Origin of the sequence: Neobacillus sp. WH10, from assembly GCF_030123405.1 — a bacterium.
Taxonomy (GTDB): domain Bacteria; phylum Bacillota; class Bacilli; order Bacillales; family Cytobacillaceae; genus Neobacillus.
This window is the reverse complement of record NZ_CP126110.1, coordinates 4973761-4991420: the sequence shown is the minus strand read 5'-3', so window position 1 is coordinate 4991420 and position 17660 is coordinate 4973761. Positions and strand designations below refer to the sequence as shown.

Genomic DNA, 17660 nt, shown 5'->3' with positions numbered 1-17660 from the left:
AATTGAAAAAAATGTTAGCCTTAATTTTAATCTTAAGCATGATGGTATTAGCTGCGTGCGGTGGAAAAGAGTCCTCAACAACAGATGGAGGGAAGACAGGTAAGAAAATTACCATAGGGGCTTCTCTACTTACACAATCACATCCGTTTCAAGTAGCCATAAAGGAAGCGATAGAAAAAGAAGCAAAGAACCAAGATGTTAAGGTGGATGTTGCTATAGCTGATCAAGATTTAAACCGGCAGATTTCTGCTATTGAAGATTTCATTAATAAGGGCGTCGATGCCATTATTATGGTTCCTGTTGACTCAGATGGTGTAAAAGGGGCGGTTTTAAAAGCTAAAGACGCAGGCATTCCAGTTGTAACTGTTGACGTCAAGGCGAATGGTGTGGAAGTGGATTCACATATCGCAACTGATAACTACACTGGCGGTATGATTGCGGCTGAAGCCATGGCAAAGTATCTTGATGGAAAAGGGGAAGTAGGGCTTACTACCTATCCGGAAGTTCAATCTGTTCGTGACAGAATCGATGGATTTAAGGAAAACACGAAAAACCACACTGGCATGAAAATTGTTCAAGAACTTCCTGGACGCACAAGAGAAGAAGCAAAAAAAGCATCTGAAGACATGCTTACGGCACACCCAAATATGAAAGGAATCTTTGGCTTTGGGGATGACATGGCCATTTCAGCAGATCAAGCGATGACGGATCGTAAAGTGGACGGAGTGGTTATTGGATTTGATGGTCTTGCAGAGGCACAGAAAAAAGTAGACGAGGACAATACCTTTAAAGCCGTGGTTGTTCAGTTCCCGGATAAAATGGGAGAAGAAGCAGTCAAAAATGCCGTTAAACTGGTAAAGGGCGAAAAGGTTAAAAAAGAAATACCAATCACACCAGGTCTTTATGTGAATGGAAAGGGATTTGTGGATGTGAAAGTGGAAAACGGTAAAGTAACAATTCCAGAATAATCCATTAGGAGGAGTGCTGCTTTCTTAGGGTATTTCCTCTTTTTAAAAGGAAGTGAAATCAGTGGGAACCATCTTAGAAATGAAAGAAATCAAGAAAGTATTCCCTGGAGTTGTGGCACTCGATGGGGTCAATATTTCCTTGGATCAAGGGAAAGTATTAGCGCTCCTAGGGGAGAACGGAGCCGGAAAATCTACTCTCATGAAAATTCTCTCCGGTTCATATGTGCCTGATGGTGGTCATATCGAACTCTTTGGTCAAAAGGTGAACATTCGAAATGTGGTGCATGCTAGAGAACTTGGGATCTCTATTATCTATCAGGAACTTTCCCTGAGTCCGAATATGACAGTTGCTGAAAACATTTGGGCTCTCTATGAGCCTGTGAAATTTGGACTGATCAACGATGCCGAGATGAACCGGAAAACAAAGGAACTTCTCGATGAACTGGATATTCACATTTCACCTAGCGCTTTAGTGAGAGACCTATCTATTTCAAATCAACAAATGGTCGAGATTGCAAAGGCTGTCTCATCTAACCCCAAAATCATTATTATGGATGAACCGACATCCGCCCTTAGTTCAAAAGAAACCCAAACTCTTTTCAACATCATTACAAAATTGAAAAGTCAAGGGAATTCGGTAATTTACATTTCTCACCGAATGGAAGAAATTTTTGAAATTACGGATACTGTTAGCGTCCTCCGAGATGGGAAGTATATTGGAACGGTCAAAACAAAGGATACTTCTTCGGATGACCTTATTACTATGATGGTTGGGAGAAATATGGATGAGGTTTATCCGCCAAAGGACTTTAAACGCACAAGTGATGAAACCTTGCTGGAAATAAGAGGCTATCACAGGAAAGGTAGTTATCATGATATCTCATTTTCTATCCGGCCTGGTGAAATCCTCGGGCTTTATGGCCTTATGGGGTCTGGCAGGACTGAAATTGTACAAGGGATTTTTGGAATGCTCAAGAAGGAACGGGGAGATTTATTCCTCCATGGAAAAAAAGTAAATGTGAACACGCCGCTTCAGGCGATTGAAAAACGAATCGCTTTTGTTACAGAAGATCGGAAACATGAGGGGCTAGTCTTAACCTCCAGTGTCTATGAAAATATCACACTAGCAAATTTGGATAAAGTGTTGAATAAATTTAGACTGATAAAGCACGACAAAGAAGTAAACATTAGCAATCGTCATGTTGACGCTCTTAAAATCAAAACACCAAGTATTTACCAGACTGTGAATAAGTTAAGTGGGGGAAATCAGCAAAAAATTGTTCTCTCCAAATGGTTTGAGATTGAACCAGAAATCCTCATATTAGATGAACCAACCAGGGGAATTGATGTAGGGGCAAAATTTGAGATTTACAAACTAATGATTGAACTTGCTTCAAAGGGAGTAGGAATAATGTTGATTTCTTCAGAACTTCCAGAAATCCTACACATGTCCGACCGTTTATTGGTCATCAAAGACCATGAGGTGACAGTAGAGCTCGATCCAAAACAAACTACTCAGGAAGAAATTATGAGTTATATCACCAAAACCAAATCCAAACAGACGGATGTCACCTCTTAGAGGAAATAGAAAGGGGCACAACTATGAAATGGAAACAAGCTTTCCAGGACAATAAAGCATTGAAGACATACGGAGGGGTCCTTGCTGCCCTTTTGGCGCTAGTCATCCTCTTTTCATTCTTAAGTCCTCACTTTTTAAAAACGAATAATATATTTACGGTTTTATCCCAAGTTTCAATCATCGCTATCATGGCATTTGGGATGACATTTGTGTTGATGATTGGAGAAATAGATCTTTCAGTCGGATCAATCGCTGCCTTATCTGGCCTTGTCCTTGGACTTTCACTAACATGGGGACTAAGTGGACCACTAGCCATTTTGGTTACTCTTATTGTTGGAGCACTTGCCGGATTAGCAAATGGATTGATCTCTGCACGTCTTCGTATTCCGACCTTCATCGTGACAGTTGCTACCATGGGGATTTTTAGGGGAATTGGTTATGCGACTACTGATGCGAAACCGGTTGGTGTCGATGATTCGTTTATCCTACTATTAGGGAATAAGAAACTATTTGATATTATTCCAGTTCCAGTCATTATCGTTGCAGTCTTGTTGGTGTTCTCACACATTCTTTTGTCGAAAACAAAATTTGGGAGAAGAGCGAAAATGGTCGGGGGAAATAAGACGGCCGCAGAATATGTGGGAATTAATACGAAATCACTTCAAACTAAGATTTTTGTCATATCGGGAGTTGCTGCTGCCATTTCAGGTATTCTCCTGACATCCAGACTTTATTCTGCACAGCCAAACACAGCTAGCGGATATGAACTTGATGCAATTGCGGCTGCTGTTCTTGGTGGGACGAGTCTTTCCGGAGGATACGGTACAGTGTTTGGAACCTTTATCGGTGCGTTGATTATGGGAGTCATCAATAATGGGATGAACCTAATTGGGCTTCCTTATTTTTATCAACAGATTGTCAAAGGGATTATCATCATTGTAGCGGTTTACATTGATGTTCGAAATAAAGGAAGGATACTTGGTAAATAGGAGGGACGAGGAATGGCAGATATTTTAACAATTGGAGAAATCCTCGTGGAAGTCATGGCGAAGGAAGTGGGACAAAGGTTTGATGAAACGGGGGAATTCGTAGGACCGTTTGCTAGTGGCGCCCCTGCAATTTTCATTGACCAGGCCGCAAAAACAGGAAGCACGGCTGGTATTATTGCCAAAATTGGAAACGATGCATTTGGAGAATTAAATTACCGCAAACTGGAACAGGACGGCGTGGATGTCTCGTTTATTCAAGAAACTCCGCTTAAGTCTACCGGTGTTGCGTTTGTTACCTACAAGGAAGATGGGGACCGTGACTTCATCTTTCATATTCAAGATTCCGCCTCAGGTCTTATTGGTCCGGATGATATTAAAAAGGAAGATTTTGTGGATTGTAACTATTTTCACGTGATGGGAACCTCACTTTTTTCTGAAGGAATCCGCCAGGCAGTGAAAAAGGCAATTGATTGTTGTAAAGAAACAGGAACGAAAGTTTCATTCGATCCAAATATGCGGAAGGAACTCCTTCAAGACCCTATTATGAAAGAATTTTTAGAATATGTTCTCAATAATTGTGACATTTTTCTACCTGGTGGGGACGAGCTTGAACTTCTTCTCGGAACAAACGATGAGGAAAAGGCGGTTGCACATCTCCTTGAAAAAGGAGTCCAATATGTCATTGTCAAAAACGGAAGTAAAGGATGCCGTGCATACTGCAAGGAAGCATCTTTCACCGTCGAATCTCTAAAAGTTGTAGAAGTTGACCCAACGGGTGCTGGAGATTGTTTTGCAGGGACATTTATTTCCTGTATGAACCAAGGAATTGGCTTTCGTCAGTCAGTTATGTACGCTAATACGGCTGGAGCACTTGCTGTTACGAAGAAAGGACCAATGGAAGGCAATACCCATATGGAGGAAATAAAGGGTTTTACAAAATAGAAACAACATGGAGGAGAACATATGAGTGTAGTATCAGCGAAAAATATGTTAGATAAAGCAAAATTAGGAGGTTATGCAGTTCCTGCTTTTAATATTCATAACCTTGAAACGGTTCAAGTCGTTGCAGAGGCCGCAGCTGAATGTGAGTCGCCACTAATGATTGCGGCTACTCCGAGTACATTGACATATGCTGGAACAGATTATTTGCTTGCTATTGCCAATGTAGCTGCAAAAAGATATGGGGTTCCAATTAGCATTCATCTTGATCATGCAGAAGATGTTGACTACATAAAAAGCTTGATTGAAATGGGATACAAAAGTGTCATGATTGATGCTTCCCATCACCCTTTTGAAAATAACATTAAAATCGTCCGTGAAGTGGTAGATTATGCAGCAAAATACGGGGTGTCAGTCGAGGCAGAACTTGGTAGATTAGGAGGAATCGAGGATGACTTAGTCGTCGATGAAAAAGATAGTTTTCTAACGGACCCTGATAGCGCAGTTGAGTATGTGGAACGGACAGGAATTGATAGCTTTGCTGTCGCTATTGGTACGGCACATGGCCTTTATAAATCTGATCCAAAACTAGACTTTGATCGACTTGCCGTCATCAATGAAAAACTGGATGTACCACTTGTCCTACATGGTGGTTCAGGAATTCCAGAGGCGGATGTAAAACGGACAATTGACCTTGGAATTTCAAAAGTGAATATTGCAACAGAACTAAAAATTCCATTTGCTAAGGCAGTGAGAAAATACCTAACAGAAAATCTTGATGCCAATGATCCTCGTAAATACTTGACACCGGGAAAAGAAGCCATGAAAAAAGTGGCGATTCAAAAAATCCTAATGTGCGGAAGTGATGGAAAAGCATGATTTGTACTGGGAGCGGCTCTGATTCCCAATTTGGTGATGGTCTGACTTTCTAATAGTAGATCGTTTATTATGCAGAAATCCTGCCCTCTATTACAGGGGGCGGGATGTTTTGCATTTCCAATCATTCCATGCCGCGACCTATATTTTGCTAAAAACAAGAAAACTCCTCTGCGAACGGTTAAGAAATTCCGTTAAAGTAGAAGCACTCTACCTAGGCGTTTTTCCTGATTTAGAGGTATAAAGTGAAAGTAGACCTCTCTATGTTGACGTTTTCGGGAATATCTACCGCAAAGGCATCTAGAATCCCTCTCCGTCTTTTCTTCCACCAAATGTGTAACAATAGAACATCGCTAGTTACATAAAATTATTCAGCCGCACTTAATATAAAACAGGAATTCTTTAACTTCGCTTGAATAATATAATAAATAGCATTTGGGGGTATATTATGAATGAAAATAAGTTAAAACACCTTGAATTTATTCAGGGAGTTATAAATCGAATGGGACAAAATTCCTTTTTATTGAAGGGCTGGGCAGTAACTCTTGTTGCTGGACTTTTTGCTTTTGCGAATACCCAAGATATGGACTATAGATTAATTTCAATTGCATTAATACCTACTATTTTCTTTTGGCTTTTAGATGGTTATTTTCTTTGGCAGGAAAAGTTGTTCAGAAAACTTTATGATAATGTTAGAAAAAAAGCGGATGGAGAGTTTATCGACTTTTCAATGAATGTGAAACCTTTTGAGTCTGAAGTAAGCTCATGGATATCTATTTGCTTTTCGAATACATTAAGACTATTTTATCTTCCGATCATTGTTGTAATTATTATTACCATTATGTTTAATTATATGTAACAATTTCCATGGTAAATAAAAGAGGGAAATGGGTCTCAATAATTTACACCCTTTTAAGTACGATAAATAATATCTTTGGAGGTGTATCTTCATGAAAAGAACAGTGGGATCAAAAGTAAACAAAAAGTCGTATAAACTTGGAGAAACGGTTACGGGTGTAAGAGCGGTTATTCCCTCCATTCACGGAAAAGAGGAATCAGGAAAAGTTATTTATAAACGAAAAGCAGATTATCGGGAAGACCCGTATCAGAAGCGGGCTTAGGTGCAGTTCCTGTTACGCGCCCATGATAGATTTTGTCAAAGCCTTATAAGTCACAATGAAAGAGTCGACTCTACCTCATGGTAATGGCCGACTCTTTATTATTCCAGACGAGAGGAGGGAATCTAATTTTCCTAACATTTGTAACCTTTCAAATCTATCATATTGACAATTTTTCTGATTTCAGTTCGGATAAGAAAATATCTTCATAGAAAAGTTCATTTCTTCTATATACTAAATAATATTGAATTTCACAAACCAGCAAACTTTCGTGAATGGGGACGTGCACTATTTTTCCTTTTTTGATTTCATTATTGAGGGCATGCTGAGGGAGAAACGATACGGCATTTTGGTTATGAATAAGGTCGTTCACTAATTCAATTTGATTTGTTGTAATCCATCTTTTACATTTTATATTTCTTAAAACTGTTTGATCTTTTGAAAAAGATTTGTAGAAAATTAAATATTCTTCTTCTAACTCTTCTATTTTCTCCAAGCATGGTTTCTTGGCTAACGGATGCTGCCTTGAGACTATTAATCCATATTTTTCTCTTAACACTGGGTAGGATTCTAATTGTTTATTGACTATGGGCTCAGTTACAAAAGCCATGTCTAGAATGCCATCCATTAATGATTTAGCAATAAGGGAATGGTCCATGATCAGAAGATTAATATTCTTGTTATGTACGCTATTAAGTAAATTAATTTTTTGATAAATATAAGGATGTGTCAATGCAATCGAACTGCCCAGGGTCATCAGGTTACCATTAGCATCCTGATTCAATTCACTTTTTGCGGCATTGAGTGTTTCGATAACTTGTTCGGCATAGGGAAGAAATAGTTTACCAGCTCTTGTTAATTCCACACTTCGTTTTCCTTTTTTTCCTCTTACAAATAATTCTTGGCACAGTTCTTCTTCTAGGTAACTAATTCTGTTGGAGATGGTTGGCTGGGGTACAAAAAGCTGTTTTGCAGCTTCAGTAAAGTTTCCATTATTACAAACAATTAAGAACGTCTCTAAATATAGTAAGTTTATGAAAAACATCCCCTTCAAAAATAAATCGATTATTTAGAATATTGATAATTTAATAAATTTATTATATCATCTATTTACTATATGTAAACACAAAATCACAATTAGTAAATAAAATGTTAGCGTTCTCAAATCTTGATAAGGAGAGATTTATTATGAATGATATCTGCAGGTTATTAAGAAGCATGAAAGATAAGAAAGACCAAATTTTTGCTATGGCCACAATTATCCGTGTAGATGGCTCTGCTTATAGACGGGAAGGTGCAAAAATGCTCATTGGAGAAGATGGCAGTTATTTTGGAACTATCAGTGCAGGTTGCTTGGAAGAAGATTTACTCTGTCAGGCTCAGGAAGTGATCAAGTCACTTCACCCTAAAAATGTCCATTATGATTTAAAATCTGAAGATGATCTTTCTTGGGGGCAAAGTGCCGGATGTGACGGGAACATCGAAGTATATATTGAACCAATTGGCTGGGAATTGACTAAATTACAGTCAAACACGCTGCTATGGCCATATATTGACGAGCAACTAAACAAGGGTTTCAATGTTGTATCGGTAAAATCGATCAACTCAGAAAATCAAGGATCTACCATACTTTACTACGATAACGGAAATATTTGTGTGGAGTCTGCTGATCATGAAATCGGCCAAAAGTTGAACCCATACATGAAGGATTTTTTTCTTAGCGGAGCGAAAGTAAAATTAATTCATATTGAAGAGCTAGGGAGAGATTTCTTATTCGAACGCTACCAGCCAAAAGAAAATTTATATATATTTGGGGCTGGCCCTGATGCGGAACCTTTAGTTAAAATTGCTTCACAATTGGATTTTTCAATTACCGTAATCGATCCAAGAAGCAGCCGATGCAATGAAAAAAAGTTCCCGCAAGCGGATGTTCATATACAAGAACATCCAGAATCTTTTTTTAAAAAAAGGCAGATTCCTTTTGATAGCTTTGTCCTTGTTATGACCCATAATTTTAATAGAGATCAAGAAATTTTACAGTACCTTCTGCAAACTCCTCTCAAATATCTAGGTGTATTGGGACCAAAGAGACGAACAGAACGGTTAGTAAGTGATAAAAATTTTATGTCTTATATCCATTCTCCAATTGGATTAAATATAGGTGCAGAGGGACCAGAGGAGATCAGTATAAGTGTATTGGCGGAATTAATAAAAGTTAGAAATCATTCTCATGCTGAGCTGAAAAAACAAGGTACAACAGCATGCCGGATTTAGTTTGGTAGTAAATTCTTAAATAAAAAGAGGGCTGTCCTTAAGATCATTTGATTTTTAAGGACAGCTCTCTTTTTAGGTTAACAACATAATTAAAGTGAAAATACAAAAAACTTATCATTTTATAAAATATAGGTATTTCACAATTATATATAATATATTTTATTATTTTCCTAAGTAGTAGAAAATTCTGATAATTACACAGTTAAATTCCCCCACTTTGGCGGGCATGTAATTGGAAAAAATGATTTTAGTAAAGGTGGTTTTCATAATGAATGTACAAGGCGAAATTATTGTTGATGCAGCTCAAGAAGATGTTTGGAACGCTTTAAATGATCCGGAGGTACTTAAAAAAGCAACACCTGGATGTAAAGCTATGACAGAACTTGCGCCGGATAGCTATAAGGCTGAAATTGCCTTGGGGATTGCTGCGGTAAGAGGAGAATATGAAGCTGAAATTAAAATCTTAGATAAAGCTGCACCAAACCAATATCGAATTATCATGAAGGCTGATAGCAAAATGGGTTTTATCGAAGGGAATGCTGTAGTTGAGCTTGACTATAGTCAGCCAAAAGCGACCATTCGCTATGATGGTGAAGCTCAGGTGGGCGGCCTGATTGCAGGAGTGGGACAGCGTATCTTATCTGGAATCGCGAAGATGATCGTGAAGGATTTCTTTAAGAAAATTGCAAAGGAAATCAATACTAAAACAGCTATGTAAAGGAAAAATGGGTAAACAACCTTTCTAGGAAAGAGGGTATAACGTGAAACCAGCGGTATTTGACTATCATTCTCCATTGGAGCTTGAAGAAGCATTAAACTTATTGGATGAATTTGGTTATGATGCGAAGATCATGTCGGGAGGACAAAGCCTTATTCCTATGATGAATATGCGTTTAGCTCGTCCCCTAGTACTGATAGACATTAATCATTTAGCAGAACTTAACTACATTCGAGTTACTGATACGGTGATTCAAATTGGCGGACTAACGCGTCACTATCAGGTTGAGGAATCAAATGAAATCGAACGAGTCTGTCCATTGCTTACAGAGGGAATGAAATTGATAGGCCACTCGCAAATTCGCTCACGAGGGACGATTGGAGGCAGCGTCGCACACGCCGATCCAACAGCTGAACTTCCTGTCATGCTGACTACACTTGGAGCAACGATTACACTTGCTTCATCAGAAGGTGTTCGGACGATTACAACAGACGAATTCTTTTTGACCTATTTGACAACGACAATCGAAATGAATGAGATCTTAGTATCGATTGACATTCCGCTTCCTCCTGCAAGGACTGGATATGCAATTGACGAGTTCACGTTAAGAAAAGGAGACTTTGCCATCGTTCTCGCTGCTGCATCTGTTACCTTGAGTGAAGATGGGAAAGTTGAAGCAGCAACACTCTGCTTAGGAGGGGTTGATGGAGTCCCTGTTCTATTGAATGAAGTGACAGATGAACTGATTGGGAAAGTCCCTGATCATGGCCTTATAGCAGAATCCTGCAATCAAATTGCGGATTTGGTTGATCCAGAGCCAGATATCCATGCAAGTAGTGAATATCGAAAAGATTTATGCATCACCTATGCAAAGCGAGTATTGGAACGTGCTACAAAGAGAGCTATTCAACGATAGGAGTAATTCTTAACCATTCCCAGGAGGTGGAGACATATGTCACAAAATAACTTAAAAAAAATCGTCTTAACCGTGAACGGCAAGGAATATACTGCTTCGGTAGAGCCGCGCATGTTATTATCAGATGTTTTACGCGATGAACTCGGATTAACGGGCACACATGTTGGCTGTGAGCATGGTATTTGCGGTGCTTGTACAATCATAATGGATGGCCGCCCGGTCAGGTCTTGTCTTGTCTTTGGAGTTCAGGCAGACCGGGCCGAGATACGTACAGTAGAAGGGTTAGCAGAACCAGACGGCAGCCTGCATCCATTGCAAGAAGCATTCTGGGAAAAGCATGGTCTGCAATGTGGTTTTTGTACACCAGGAGTACTCATGTCCGCATGCCATTTTCTAGAACAGAACCCTAATCCAAGCCGTGAGGAAATTCGGGAAGGAATCTCAGGGAATTTATGTCGTTGCACAGGTTATCAAAATATTGTCGATGCTGTCGAAATGGCAGCAGAATTTCTCAACAAGCATAAAAAGAGTGAGGAAGAGACTAGTGATATAGAAAGCGTCCACTCTGGAAGGAAAGTGGAAGTATGACCATTGGTACCAGTGTGAAACGAATTGAAGACCCACGATTAATTCAAGGTAAGGGACAATATGTGGGTGATATTAAACTGCCTGGTCAGTATGAAGCAGTTATTATACGCAGTCCACATGCTCATGCAAATATATTGCGAATTAATATCGAAAAAGCGAAAAATCATCCGGAAGTTTTCATGGTTATGACAGGACAGGATCTGCCAGAAGGTCTTTCTCCAATTCCTATGCGCCTCGCACCCAATGAAGCTCTGACGAAAGCTTTGCAGTACCCTTTAGCGAAAGATAAAGTTCGGTATGTTGGGGAACCAGTGGTCATGATTGTAGCAATATCAAGATACGTGGCAGAAGATGCAGCTGACTTAATCGACATCGTTTATGAACCGTTAGCAGCAATCACGGATGTACATAAATCGATTCAGCCAGAAACGGACTTGTTACATCCTGAAATTGGCAGTAATGATCTATTTATCATTCATTCCAAAAAAGGAAATATCGAAGAACAATTGGAAAAGTGCCCTTATGTGTTAGAAGAAGATTTATATGTACAGCGGCATTCAGGAATCCCAATGGAAACAAGAGGCCTTCTTGCTGTTGTAGGAGAAGATAAGCGGCTTACAGTCTATGGTCCTACAAAAGTGGTTCATTTTAATCATCAAATCCTTGCTAGACTTTTGAAGAAGGACCCTAAAGACATTCGCTTTATCGAAACCGATGTCGGAGGCGGTTTTGGGCCCAGAGGTGAATTCTATCCGGAGGACTATTTAATACCCTATGCAGCACTTCAGCTTGGCCGGCCGGTAAAGTGGATTGAGGACAGGTTAGAGCATATGAAGGCGACAAACCATTCTCGTGAACAAAAACACCATGTAAAGGTGGGGTTTGATGGAAAGGGTAGAATACATGCGTTAAAAGATGAGATTTTTGTAGATACAGGAGCGTACATCCGTACTCATGGAGTCACTGTTCCAGTATTAACCCAAGGTATGTTTGCAGGCCCTTATGATATCGAGGCGCTTGAATTCATTACTCATGTTGTCGCAACGAACAAAACACCGACAGGAACCTATCGCGGTCCGGGAAGATTTGAAGGAACCTTTGTAAGAGAACGAATTATTGATATCGTGGCAAAAAAACTTAGTCTGGACCCGACAGTGGTACGGGAGAGAAATTTAATCCAACCAGAGCAAATGCCTTATTCAAATGGTATTTCAGCCCTTGGCCAGGAAGTGGAATACGATAGCGGTGATTATCCCGGGATCCTTGAAACGGCACGGAAAGCAATGGATTGGGAGAAATTTAAACATAAAAAGATCCAAGCCGCAAAAGAGGGGAAAATCATTGGAATGGGCTTTGCGATGTTTGTGGAAAAATCAGGGTTAGGACCTTGGGAGTTTTGCGAAGTTGAATTTTTAGAAAACGGGGAACTAATTTGTAAAACCGGATTAGCGGATATAGGTCAAGGGGTCAAGACCGCGCTTGCCCAAATATGCTCTGAGCAATTGGGAATTCCTTACTCAAAGGTTAGTGTCATTCATGGGGATACTGATGTGGTGGAAAAGGGAAATGGCTCTTTTGCTACCCGTGGAACTGTGGTGGGAGGATCAGCTGCCTGGTATGCTTCAGAGGCACTTAAAAGGAAAATAGTGAAGGCGGCTTCTGAACGATTTAGTCTTCAGGCCGATGATCTTGATATAAAGGATCAATGGATCATCAATGTGTCAAACCAGCAGAATGTTTGCCCGCTCGAAGATATCCTTACAGAATGCAGAAAACAAGGCGTTCAGCTTCATGAAAAATATACCTTTTCAATTGATCATATGTCCTATCCATATGGTATCCACGCTACAGAAGTAGCAATTGATCCGGAAACAGGAAAAGTAAAAATTGAAAAGTATTATATTGCATATGATGTTGGGCGGGCCATTAACCCGTTATTGGTACACGGGCAGTTGGTCGGCGGCATGGCTCAAGGATTGGGCGGGGCAATTTATGAGGAACTTAAATATGATGAAGCCGGCCAGCTGGTCACAGGTTCATTTATGGATTATTTGCTGCCAAGCTCGATGGAGGTACCTGAAATCGATATTGAGATCCTAGAAAATTCACCATCTCCTTTAAATCCACTTGGTGTTAAAGGGGCAGGTGAAGGAGGGACAGTCGCGGTTGCACCTGCAGTTGCCAATGCAATTATTAATGCCCTTGATCATTACCCGATCCATATTACTTCCTTGCCAATACGGCCTGAACAGATTAGAGATGCAATCAAAAAGGGTCTTGTAAAGAATGAGGAGGAGCGAATATGAAGTATATTGGGAAGGCTCTAAAACGAAAAATTGATCCTCGTTTGATTCGGGGAAATGGGCGCTACATTGCAGATTTGTCCATCCCGGGAACCCTAAGTGCTGCTTTCCTAAGAAGTCCGCACGCACATGCGCGCATACGGGATATCGATCTTGAGCAGGCACGAAAACTACCAGGCGTTATCGCTGTTTTTGGGCCAGGGGAGGGAAAAGACTTCCCTGAACTGCCCGTCCTGTTTCCCCATCCGAATCTGGTGCCAGTTACACAGCGTCCCCTGGATTCAGTCGTGCACCATGTTGGCGAACCGGTTGCAATGGTCATTGCCATGAACCGTTATATTGCCGAGGATGCAATTGAACTGATTAAGGTAAAATATGAACCGCTGCCGGCGGTTGCCCATTTAGATGATGCCAATCAAACTGATGCCCCCCTAGCCCACCAACATTTGAAGTCAAATGTAGCTGCCCATTTCCAACAGTCAGTAGGAGATGCAAAAGCAGCCATGGAAGATGCACCGGTAGTCGTGAAGCATCGATTCAAGATCGGTCGGGTCAGCTGCTTGCCTATTGAAACAAGAGGATTACTGGCAAAATGGGATTTTAAAGGACCAGACCCGGAACTTGAAGTTTATGCAGCCACCCAGAGCCAGCATGAAATGCGTTCCATTCTCTCGAAATTATTAGGTGTTTCAGAAAATCACATCAGGGTTATAGCACCGGACGTCGGTGGTGCTTTCGGGGCAAAAGCGATTTTCTATGTAGAAGATTTTCTTGTTGCATGGGCAGCGAGGATGGTAAAAGCGCCTGTTCGGTGGATTGAAGACCGCATGGAGCATATGATGAGCTGTATTCATGAAAGGGAGCAATATCATGAGGCATCCCTCGGCGTGACGGAAGACGGCAAGATTATTGCAGTAATCGATACGATGCTAGCTAATAATGGCGCATATGTTCCATGGGGGATCATTGTTCCGATTATGACTTCTACCCTTATCCCTGGGCCATATAAAGTACCCAATTATTTTTGCGATGCAAAGGTTTTGTACACGAATACGGTGCCTATGGCTCCTTTCCGAGGGGCAGGCCGCCCGCAGGCAGCATTGATTTTAAACCGTCTGCTTGATCAAGCAGCTGAAAAACTAAATATCGACCCTGTAGAGATTCGCCGCAGAAATCTTATTCAAGCGGATGAATTTCCGTATAAAACTGGACTCCGCTCCCGGGACGGAAGTCCGCAGATTTATGATAGTGGAAATTATCAAAAAGTATTAAATGAAGCGATTGAACTTTCTGATTATTACGAGTGGAGAAAAAAGCAGAAAGAATACAGAAAAGACGGGCGATACATTGGAATTGGTGTTGCAACAGCTATTGAAAACACGGGGTTTGGTTCATTTGAAGGGGCAACCGTCCGTATCGAGGTAACTGGTGAAATTTCTGTGCTGACTAGTGCTGCAACCCAAGGACAAGGGCATGAGACAACTTTTGCGCAGGTTGCTGCAGAAGTATTCGATCTTCCTGTCGAGAAGGTTACCGTACGTGAAGGCGATACAAGTCTCATCACTTATGGAACTGGAACATTTGCCAGCAGAATAGGTGTTCTTGTTGGTACTGCCGTATACAATGCTTCGAACACTTTAAAGAAAAAGGCTTTAAAAATCGCAGCAGAAAAACTGGAAGCCAAAGCAGATGAGTTAAATGTAAAGGCTGGATATGTTTACAAAGAAGACGAACCAGCACTCCGAATCTCTTTAGGTGAATTGGCTCATGAAGCAAGGGGACTATTCCCAGGAACTACGTTTCCCTACTCTGTTGCACCGGGATTGGAAGCAACTGATTATTTCGCTCCGAAAGCAGCATCAATAACAGGGATGACGGATATCGCAGTTGTTGAAGTGGATCCGGATTCCTGTGCGATTCAAATTCTGGATTATACTTCAATCCATGATAATGGAAAGCTGCTCAATCCTCTTGTCGTGAAGGGACAGGTTCAAGGGGGAATATCCAATGGAATTGGCAATGCATTGTATGAGGAAATTGTTTATGACCGCCAAGGCCAGCTTTTAACTAGTACGTTAATGGATTATCTTGTGCCATCATCTTGCGAGGTACCTGAAATGAAGATTGGCCATGTAGAGACCCCGTCACCATTAAATCCGCTTGGAGCGAAAGGAGCAGGCGAAAGCGGAACGATTCCGGTACCTGCAGTTATTCAATCAGCTGTAGAAGACGCACTAAGCACTTGGAATATAAAAGTAGAGAATATTCCGGTAAAACCAGCACAGCTTAAGGAACTTCTTAGGCAGGCAAAAGAGCATACCGGAAGCGGGGTCCTATGAACTCTTGTAAATCAGTAGAAGTCTACGCTATTGTTCCGGCAAGTGGATTTTCTAGGCGGATGGGGAGGCAAAAGCTGCTTCTTCCGTGGCAGAATAAACCATTACTTGAACATGTGCTGCAAACGGCTAATAACTCCTCATTAAAAGGAGTCTTTACCATCATTCCTAATGATGAAGAACGAAAAAGAATTGCCTTGCAACTTAATTCTATCGTTATTCATAATACACAGCCTGAGAGGGGTATTGGTTATAGTTTAGCACTTGGAATAAAGCAGGTTCCTAAAACAGCCGATGCAGTAGTGATTTTACTAGGAGATCAGCCTGAATTAAGACTGGAGGACATTCAAGGTGTCCTAGCTCGTTTTACTAAACAATATACAGACACTAATACCCATTCGAAAATCATTGTCCAGACTCAATATTCGGATGGGAAAATAGGTCACCCAATTCTATTTTCTAAACCATTTTTCCCCGAGCTATCCAGCTTGGATGGAGACCAAGGTGGAAATCAGATCATTCGAAATAATTTTCAATATGTTACCCTTGTCAACAGTTTACATCGATATCCTCAAGATATTGACACGGCTAAAGAATACGAGAACTTATTAAATCGTCGATAATGGCAGCACAAAATGAAACCTTTCTTATGCCCGCAGAAAAACTCGAAATGCTACGAAGAAAATGCCTCAGGGACAACAACTGGTGAAAAAATAATGTAAGAAAATAGGTGGTAGTAGTAATGGAAAATGAGGTAAAAGAAATTAAGTCTGATGTGTGTATCGTTGGCGCGGGTCCAGCTGGAATGCTTTTAGGATTACTACTTGCTAAGCAAGGAATGGAAATTGTCGTTCTTGAGCAAAATCCAGATTTTCACAGAGAATATCGAGGTGAAATTACACAACCGCGTTTTGTTCAGCTCATGAAACAATTAAATTTACTGGATTATATTGAATCGCATGATCACGTTAAAATTCCCGAAGTGACTGTTTTTCACCAAAACAAGGAAATTATGAATCTTAAATTTAATACCCTTATCGATGTGGAAAGTTACTGTGCGCGACTGACCCAGCCTACGCTTCTAGCGGCGCTGCTCGAAAAAGCGAAACAATATCCAAACTTCAAATTATTATTTAATACGAAGGTAAAGGATCTCCTAAAAGAAGGAGAAAAGGTTGTTGGCGTTTATGCTCAATCCAAGCTTGGAGAACAAGTTAACTTTATGGATGATTATGTATTTGAAGGAGACTTAAATATCCATTCCAGAGTCACAATTGGCGTTGATGGCAGAAATTCAACAATAGAAAAGCTTGGAAATTTTGAGCTCGACTTGGATTATTATGATAATGACCTGCTATGGTTCTCATTCGAAAAGCCGGAATCTTGGGACTATAATATATACCATTTCTATTTCCAAAAAAATTACAACTATCTGTTTCTGCCAAAGCTAGGCGGCTATATTCAATGCGGCGTTTCATTGACGAAAGGCGAATATCAGAAAATCAAGAAGGAAGGCATCGAAGTTTTCAAGGAAAAAATCGTTGAGGACATGCCGATTCTCGCTGACTATTTTAAAGATATCACGGATTTCAAGGCGTTCGTTTTACTATTATGCAAAATGCGCTATGTAAGGGAGTGGGCGAAAGATGGCTTGCTGCTCATTGGTGATGCCGCCCATTGTGTGACTCCGTGGGGAGCAGTAGGAAGTACACTGGCTATGGGAACAGCCGTAATCGCGGCAGATGTTATTTATAAAGGATTAAAAAATAACTGTTTAACACTTGAAACACTTAAACAAGTCCAAAGAAGACGCCATGAAGAAGTGAAATTGATTCAAAATCTGCAATTGACATTGGAGAAGTTCCTGACAAGAGAACCAGTTAAGAAAGATTTAGCACCGCTGATGTTTAATATTGCAACCAAAATGCCAGATATAACAAAGGTATATAAGAATTTATTTACAAGAGAAAAGCCGCTGGATATTGATGATGCGTTTATTTTCCAAGATGGAAAAAAGCCAGAGCCTAGCATTATTTCATAACCAGGACAGTTAGAT

At 40.5% G+C, this 17660-nt stretch carries 17 protein-coding genes; 16 read left to right on the top strand and 1 reads right to left on the bottom strand.

The window, feature by feature from the left end; genetic code table 11:
• The first annotated feature begins 11 nt into the window (after positions 1-11).
• The 8 genes from QNH20_RS24095 to QNH20_RS24060 all read left to right on the top strand — a co-directional run bounded on the left by QNH20_RS24095 (position 12) and on the right by QNH20_RS24060 (position 6472).
• Positions 12-968 (top strand): substrate-binding domain-containing protein, encoded by a 957-nt coding sequence (locus tag QNH20_RS24095; protein WP_283923491.1) that lies wholly within the window; start codon positions 12-14, stop codon positions 966-968.
• 61 nt (positions 969-1029) lie between these two features.
• Complete coding sequence (locus tag QNH20_RS24090) at positions 1030-2547, top strand: sugar ABC transporter ATP-binding protein (RefSeq protein WP_283920461.1); 1518 nt, start codon at positions 1030-1032, stop codon at positions 2545-2547.
• Positions 2548-2570: 23 nt separating this feature from the next.
• Complete coding sequence (locus tag QNH20_RS24085) at positions 2571-3536, top strand: ABC transporter permease (RefSeq protein WP_283920460.1); 966 nt, start codon at positions 2571-2573, stop codon at positions 3534-3536.
• Positions 3537-3548: 12 nt separating this feature from the next.
• Entirely contained in the window at positions 3549-4478 is a 930-nt protein-coding gene (locus tag QNH20_RS24080; RefSeq protein ID WP_283920459.1) for a sugar kinase, read from the top strand.
• A gap of 21 nt (positions 4479-4499) precedes the next feature.
• Positions 4500-5354, top strand: a complete 855-nt coding sequence (locus QNH20_RS24075; RefSeq protein WP_283920458.1) for a tagatose bisphosphate family class II aldolase — start codon at positions 4500-4502, stop codon at positions 5352-5354.
• A gap of 109 nt (positions 5355-5463) precedes the next feature.
• Positions 5464-5595: a hypothetical protein gene (locus QNH20_RS24070; protein WP_283920457.1), complete on the top strand. Its 132-nt coding sequence runs from the start codon at positions 5464-5466 to the stop codon at positions 5593-5595.
• Between the two features lie 204 nt (positions 5596-5799).
• On the top strand, positions 5800-6210 hold the full coding sequence (locus tag QNH20_RS24065) for a hypothetical protein (RefSeq protein ID WP_283920456.1): 411 nt from the start codon (positions 5800-5802) through the stop codon (positions 6208-6210).
• Between the two features lie 91 nt (positions 6211-6301).
• A complete protein-coding gene (locus tag QNH20_RS24060; RefSeq protein ID WP_283920455.1) occupies positions 6302-6472 on the top strand; it encodes a hypothetical protein in 171 nt (56 codons plus the stop codon).
• Between the two features lie 157 nt (positions 6473-6629).
• Here QNH20_RS24060 and QNH20_RS24055 read toward each other — a convergent pair whose 3' ends face one another.
• The gene (locus QNH20_RS24055) at positions 6630-7514 is read right to left on the bottom strand and encodes a LysR family transcriptional regulator (RefSeq protein WP_283920454.1); all 885 of its coding nucleotides are present in this window, start codon (positions 7512-7514) and stop codon (positions 6630-6632) included.
• 143 nt (positions 7515-7657) lie between these two features.
• Between QNH20_RS24055 and QNH20_RS24050 the strand changes: the two genes are divergently transcribed.
• The 8 genes from QNH20_RS24050 (at position 7658) to QNH20_RS24015 (ending at position 17645) form a co-directional block, all read left to right on the top strand.
• On the top strand, positions 7658-8743 hold the full coding sequence (locus QNH20_RS24050) for an XdhC family protein (RefSeq protein ID WP_283920453.1): 1086 nt from the start codon (positions 7658-7660) through the stop codon (positions 8741-8743).
• A gap of 268 nt (positions 8744-9011) precedes the next feature.
• On the top strand, positions 9012-9461 hold the full coding sequence (locus QNH20_RS24045; protein WP_283920452.1) for an SRPBCC family protein: 450 nt from the start codon (positions 9012-9014) through the stop codon (positions 9459-9461).
• Between the two features lie 43 nt (positions 9462-9504).
• Complete coding sequence (locus QNH20_RS24040; protein WP_283920451.1) at positions 9505-10377, top strand: FAD binding domain-containing protein; 873 nt, start codon at positions 9505-9507, stop codon at positions 10375-10377.
• 36 nt (positions 10378-10413) lie between these two features.
• Positions 10414-10965: a (2Fe-2S)-binding protein gene (locus QNH20_RS24035; protein WP_283920450.1), complete on the top strand. Its 552-nt coding sequence runs from the start codon at positions 10414-10416 to the stop codon at positions 10963-10965.
• Positions 10962-13271 carry a xanthine dehydrogenase family protein molybdopterin-binding subunit gene (locus QNH20_RS24030; RefSeq protein WP_283920449.1) on the top strand — a complete coding sequence of 770 codons (2310 nt, stop codon included), beginning with the start codon at positions 10962-10964 and terminating at the stop codon, positions 13269-13271. Before QNH20_RS24035 ends, QNH20_RS24030 begins: the two co-directional genes overlap by 4 nt.
• A complete protein-coding gene (locus QNH20_RS24025) occupies positions 13268-15607 on the top strand; it encodes a xanthine dehydrogenase family protein molybdopterin-binding subunit (protein ID WP_283920448.1) in 2340 nt (779 codons plus the stop codon). Before QNH20_RS24030 ends, QNH20_RS24025 begins: the two co-directional genes overlap by 4 nt.
• Positions 15604-16227, top strand: a complete 624-nt coding sequence (locus QNH20_RS24020; RefSeq protein ID WP_283920447.1) for a nucleotidyltransferase family protein — start codon at positions 15604-15606, stop codon at positions 16225-16227. The genes QNH20_RS24025 and QNH20_RS24020 overlap by 4 nt, the downstream gene beginning before the upstream one ends.
• A gap of 119 nt (positions 16228-16346) precedes the next feature.
• Positions 16347-17645: an FAD-dependent monooxygenase gene (locus QNH20_RS24015; protein ID WP_283920446.1), complete on the top strand. Its 1299-nt coding sequence runs from the start codon at positions 16347-16349 to the stop codon at positions 17643-17645.
• The last annotated feature ends 15 nt before the right edge of the window (positions 17646-17660 follow it).

Bases quoted from the DNA above. Each gene is read 5' to 3' on its own strand.
- QNH20_RS24095 (WP_283923491.1), top strand. From the start codon at position 12: ATGTTAGCCTTAATTTTAATCTTAAGCATGATGGTATTAGCTGCGTGC.
- QNH20_RS24085 (WP_283920460.1), top strand. From the start codon at position 2,571: ATGAAATGGAAACAAGCTTTCCAGGACAATAAAGCATTGAAGACATAC.
- QNH20_RS24080 (WP_283920459.1), top strand. From the start codon at position 3,549: ATGGCAGATATTTTAACAATTGGAGAAATCCTCGTGGAAGTCATGGCG.
- QNH20_RS24075 (WP_283920458.1), top strand. From the start codon at position 4,500: ATGAGTGTAGTATCAGCGAAAAATATGTTAGATAAAGCAAAATTAGGA.
- QNH20_RS24065 (WP_283920456.1), top strand. From the start codon at position 5,800: ATGAATGAAAATAAGTTAAAACACCTTGAATTTATTCAGGGAGTTATA.
- QNH20_RS24060 (WP_283920455.1), top strand. From the start codon at position 6,302: ATGAAAAGAACAGTGGGATCAAAAGTAAACAAAAAGTCGTATAAACTT.
- QNH20_RS24055 (WP_283920454.1), bottom strand. From the start codon at position 7,514: ATGTTTTTCATAAACTTACTATATTTAGAGACGTTCTTAATTGTTTGT.
- QNH20_RS24050 (WP_283920453.1), top strand. From the start codon at position 7,658: ATGAATGATATCTGCAGGTTATTAAGAAGCATGAAAGATAAGAAAGAC.
- QNH20_RS24045 (WP_283920452.1), top strand. From the start codon at position 9,012: ATGAATGTACAAGGCGAAATTATTGTTGATGCAGCTCAAGAAGATGTT.
- QNH20_RS24035 (WP_283920450.1), top strand. From the start codon at position 10,414: ATGTCACAAAATAACTTAAAAAAAATCGTCTTAACCGTGAACGGCAAG.
- QNH20_RS24030 (WP_283920449.1), top strand. From the start codon at position 10,962: ATGACCATTGGTACCAGTGTGAAACGAATTGAAGACCCACGATTAATT.
- QNH20_RS24025 (WP_283920448.1), top strand. From the start codon at position 13,268: ATGAAGTATATTGGGAAGGCTCTAAAACGAAAAATTGATCCTCGTTTG.
- QNH20_RS24020 (WP_283920447.1), top strand. From the start codon at position 15,604: ATGAACTCTTGTAAATCAGTAGAAGTCTACGCTATTGTTCCGGCAAGT.
- QNH20_RS24015 (WP_283920446.1), top strand. From the start codon at position 16,347: ATGGAAAATGAGGTAAAAGAAATTAAGTCTGATGTGTGTATCGTTGGC.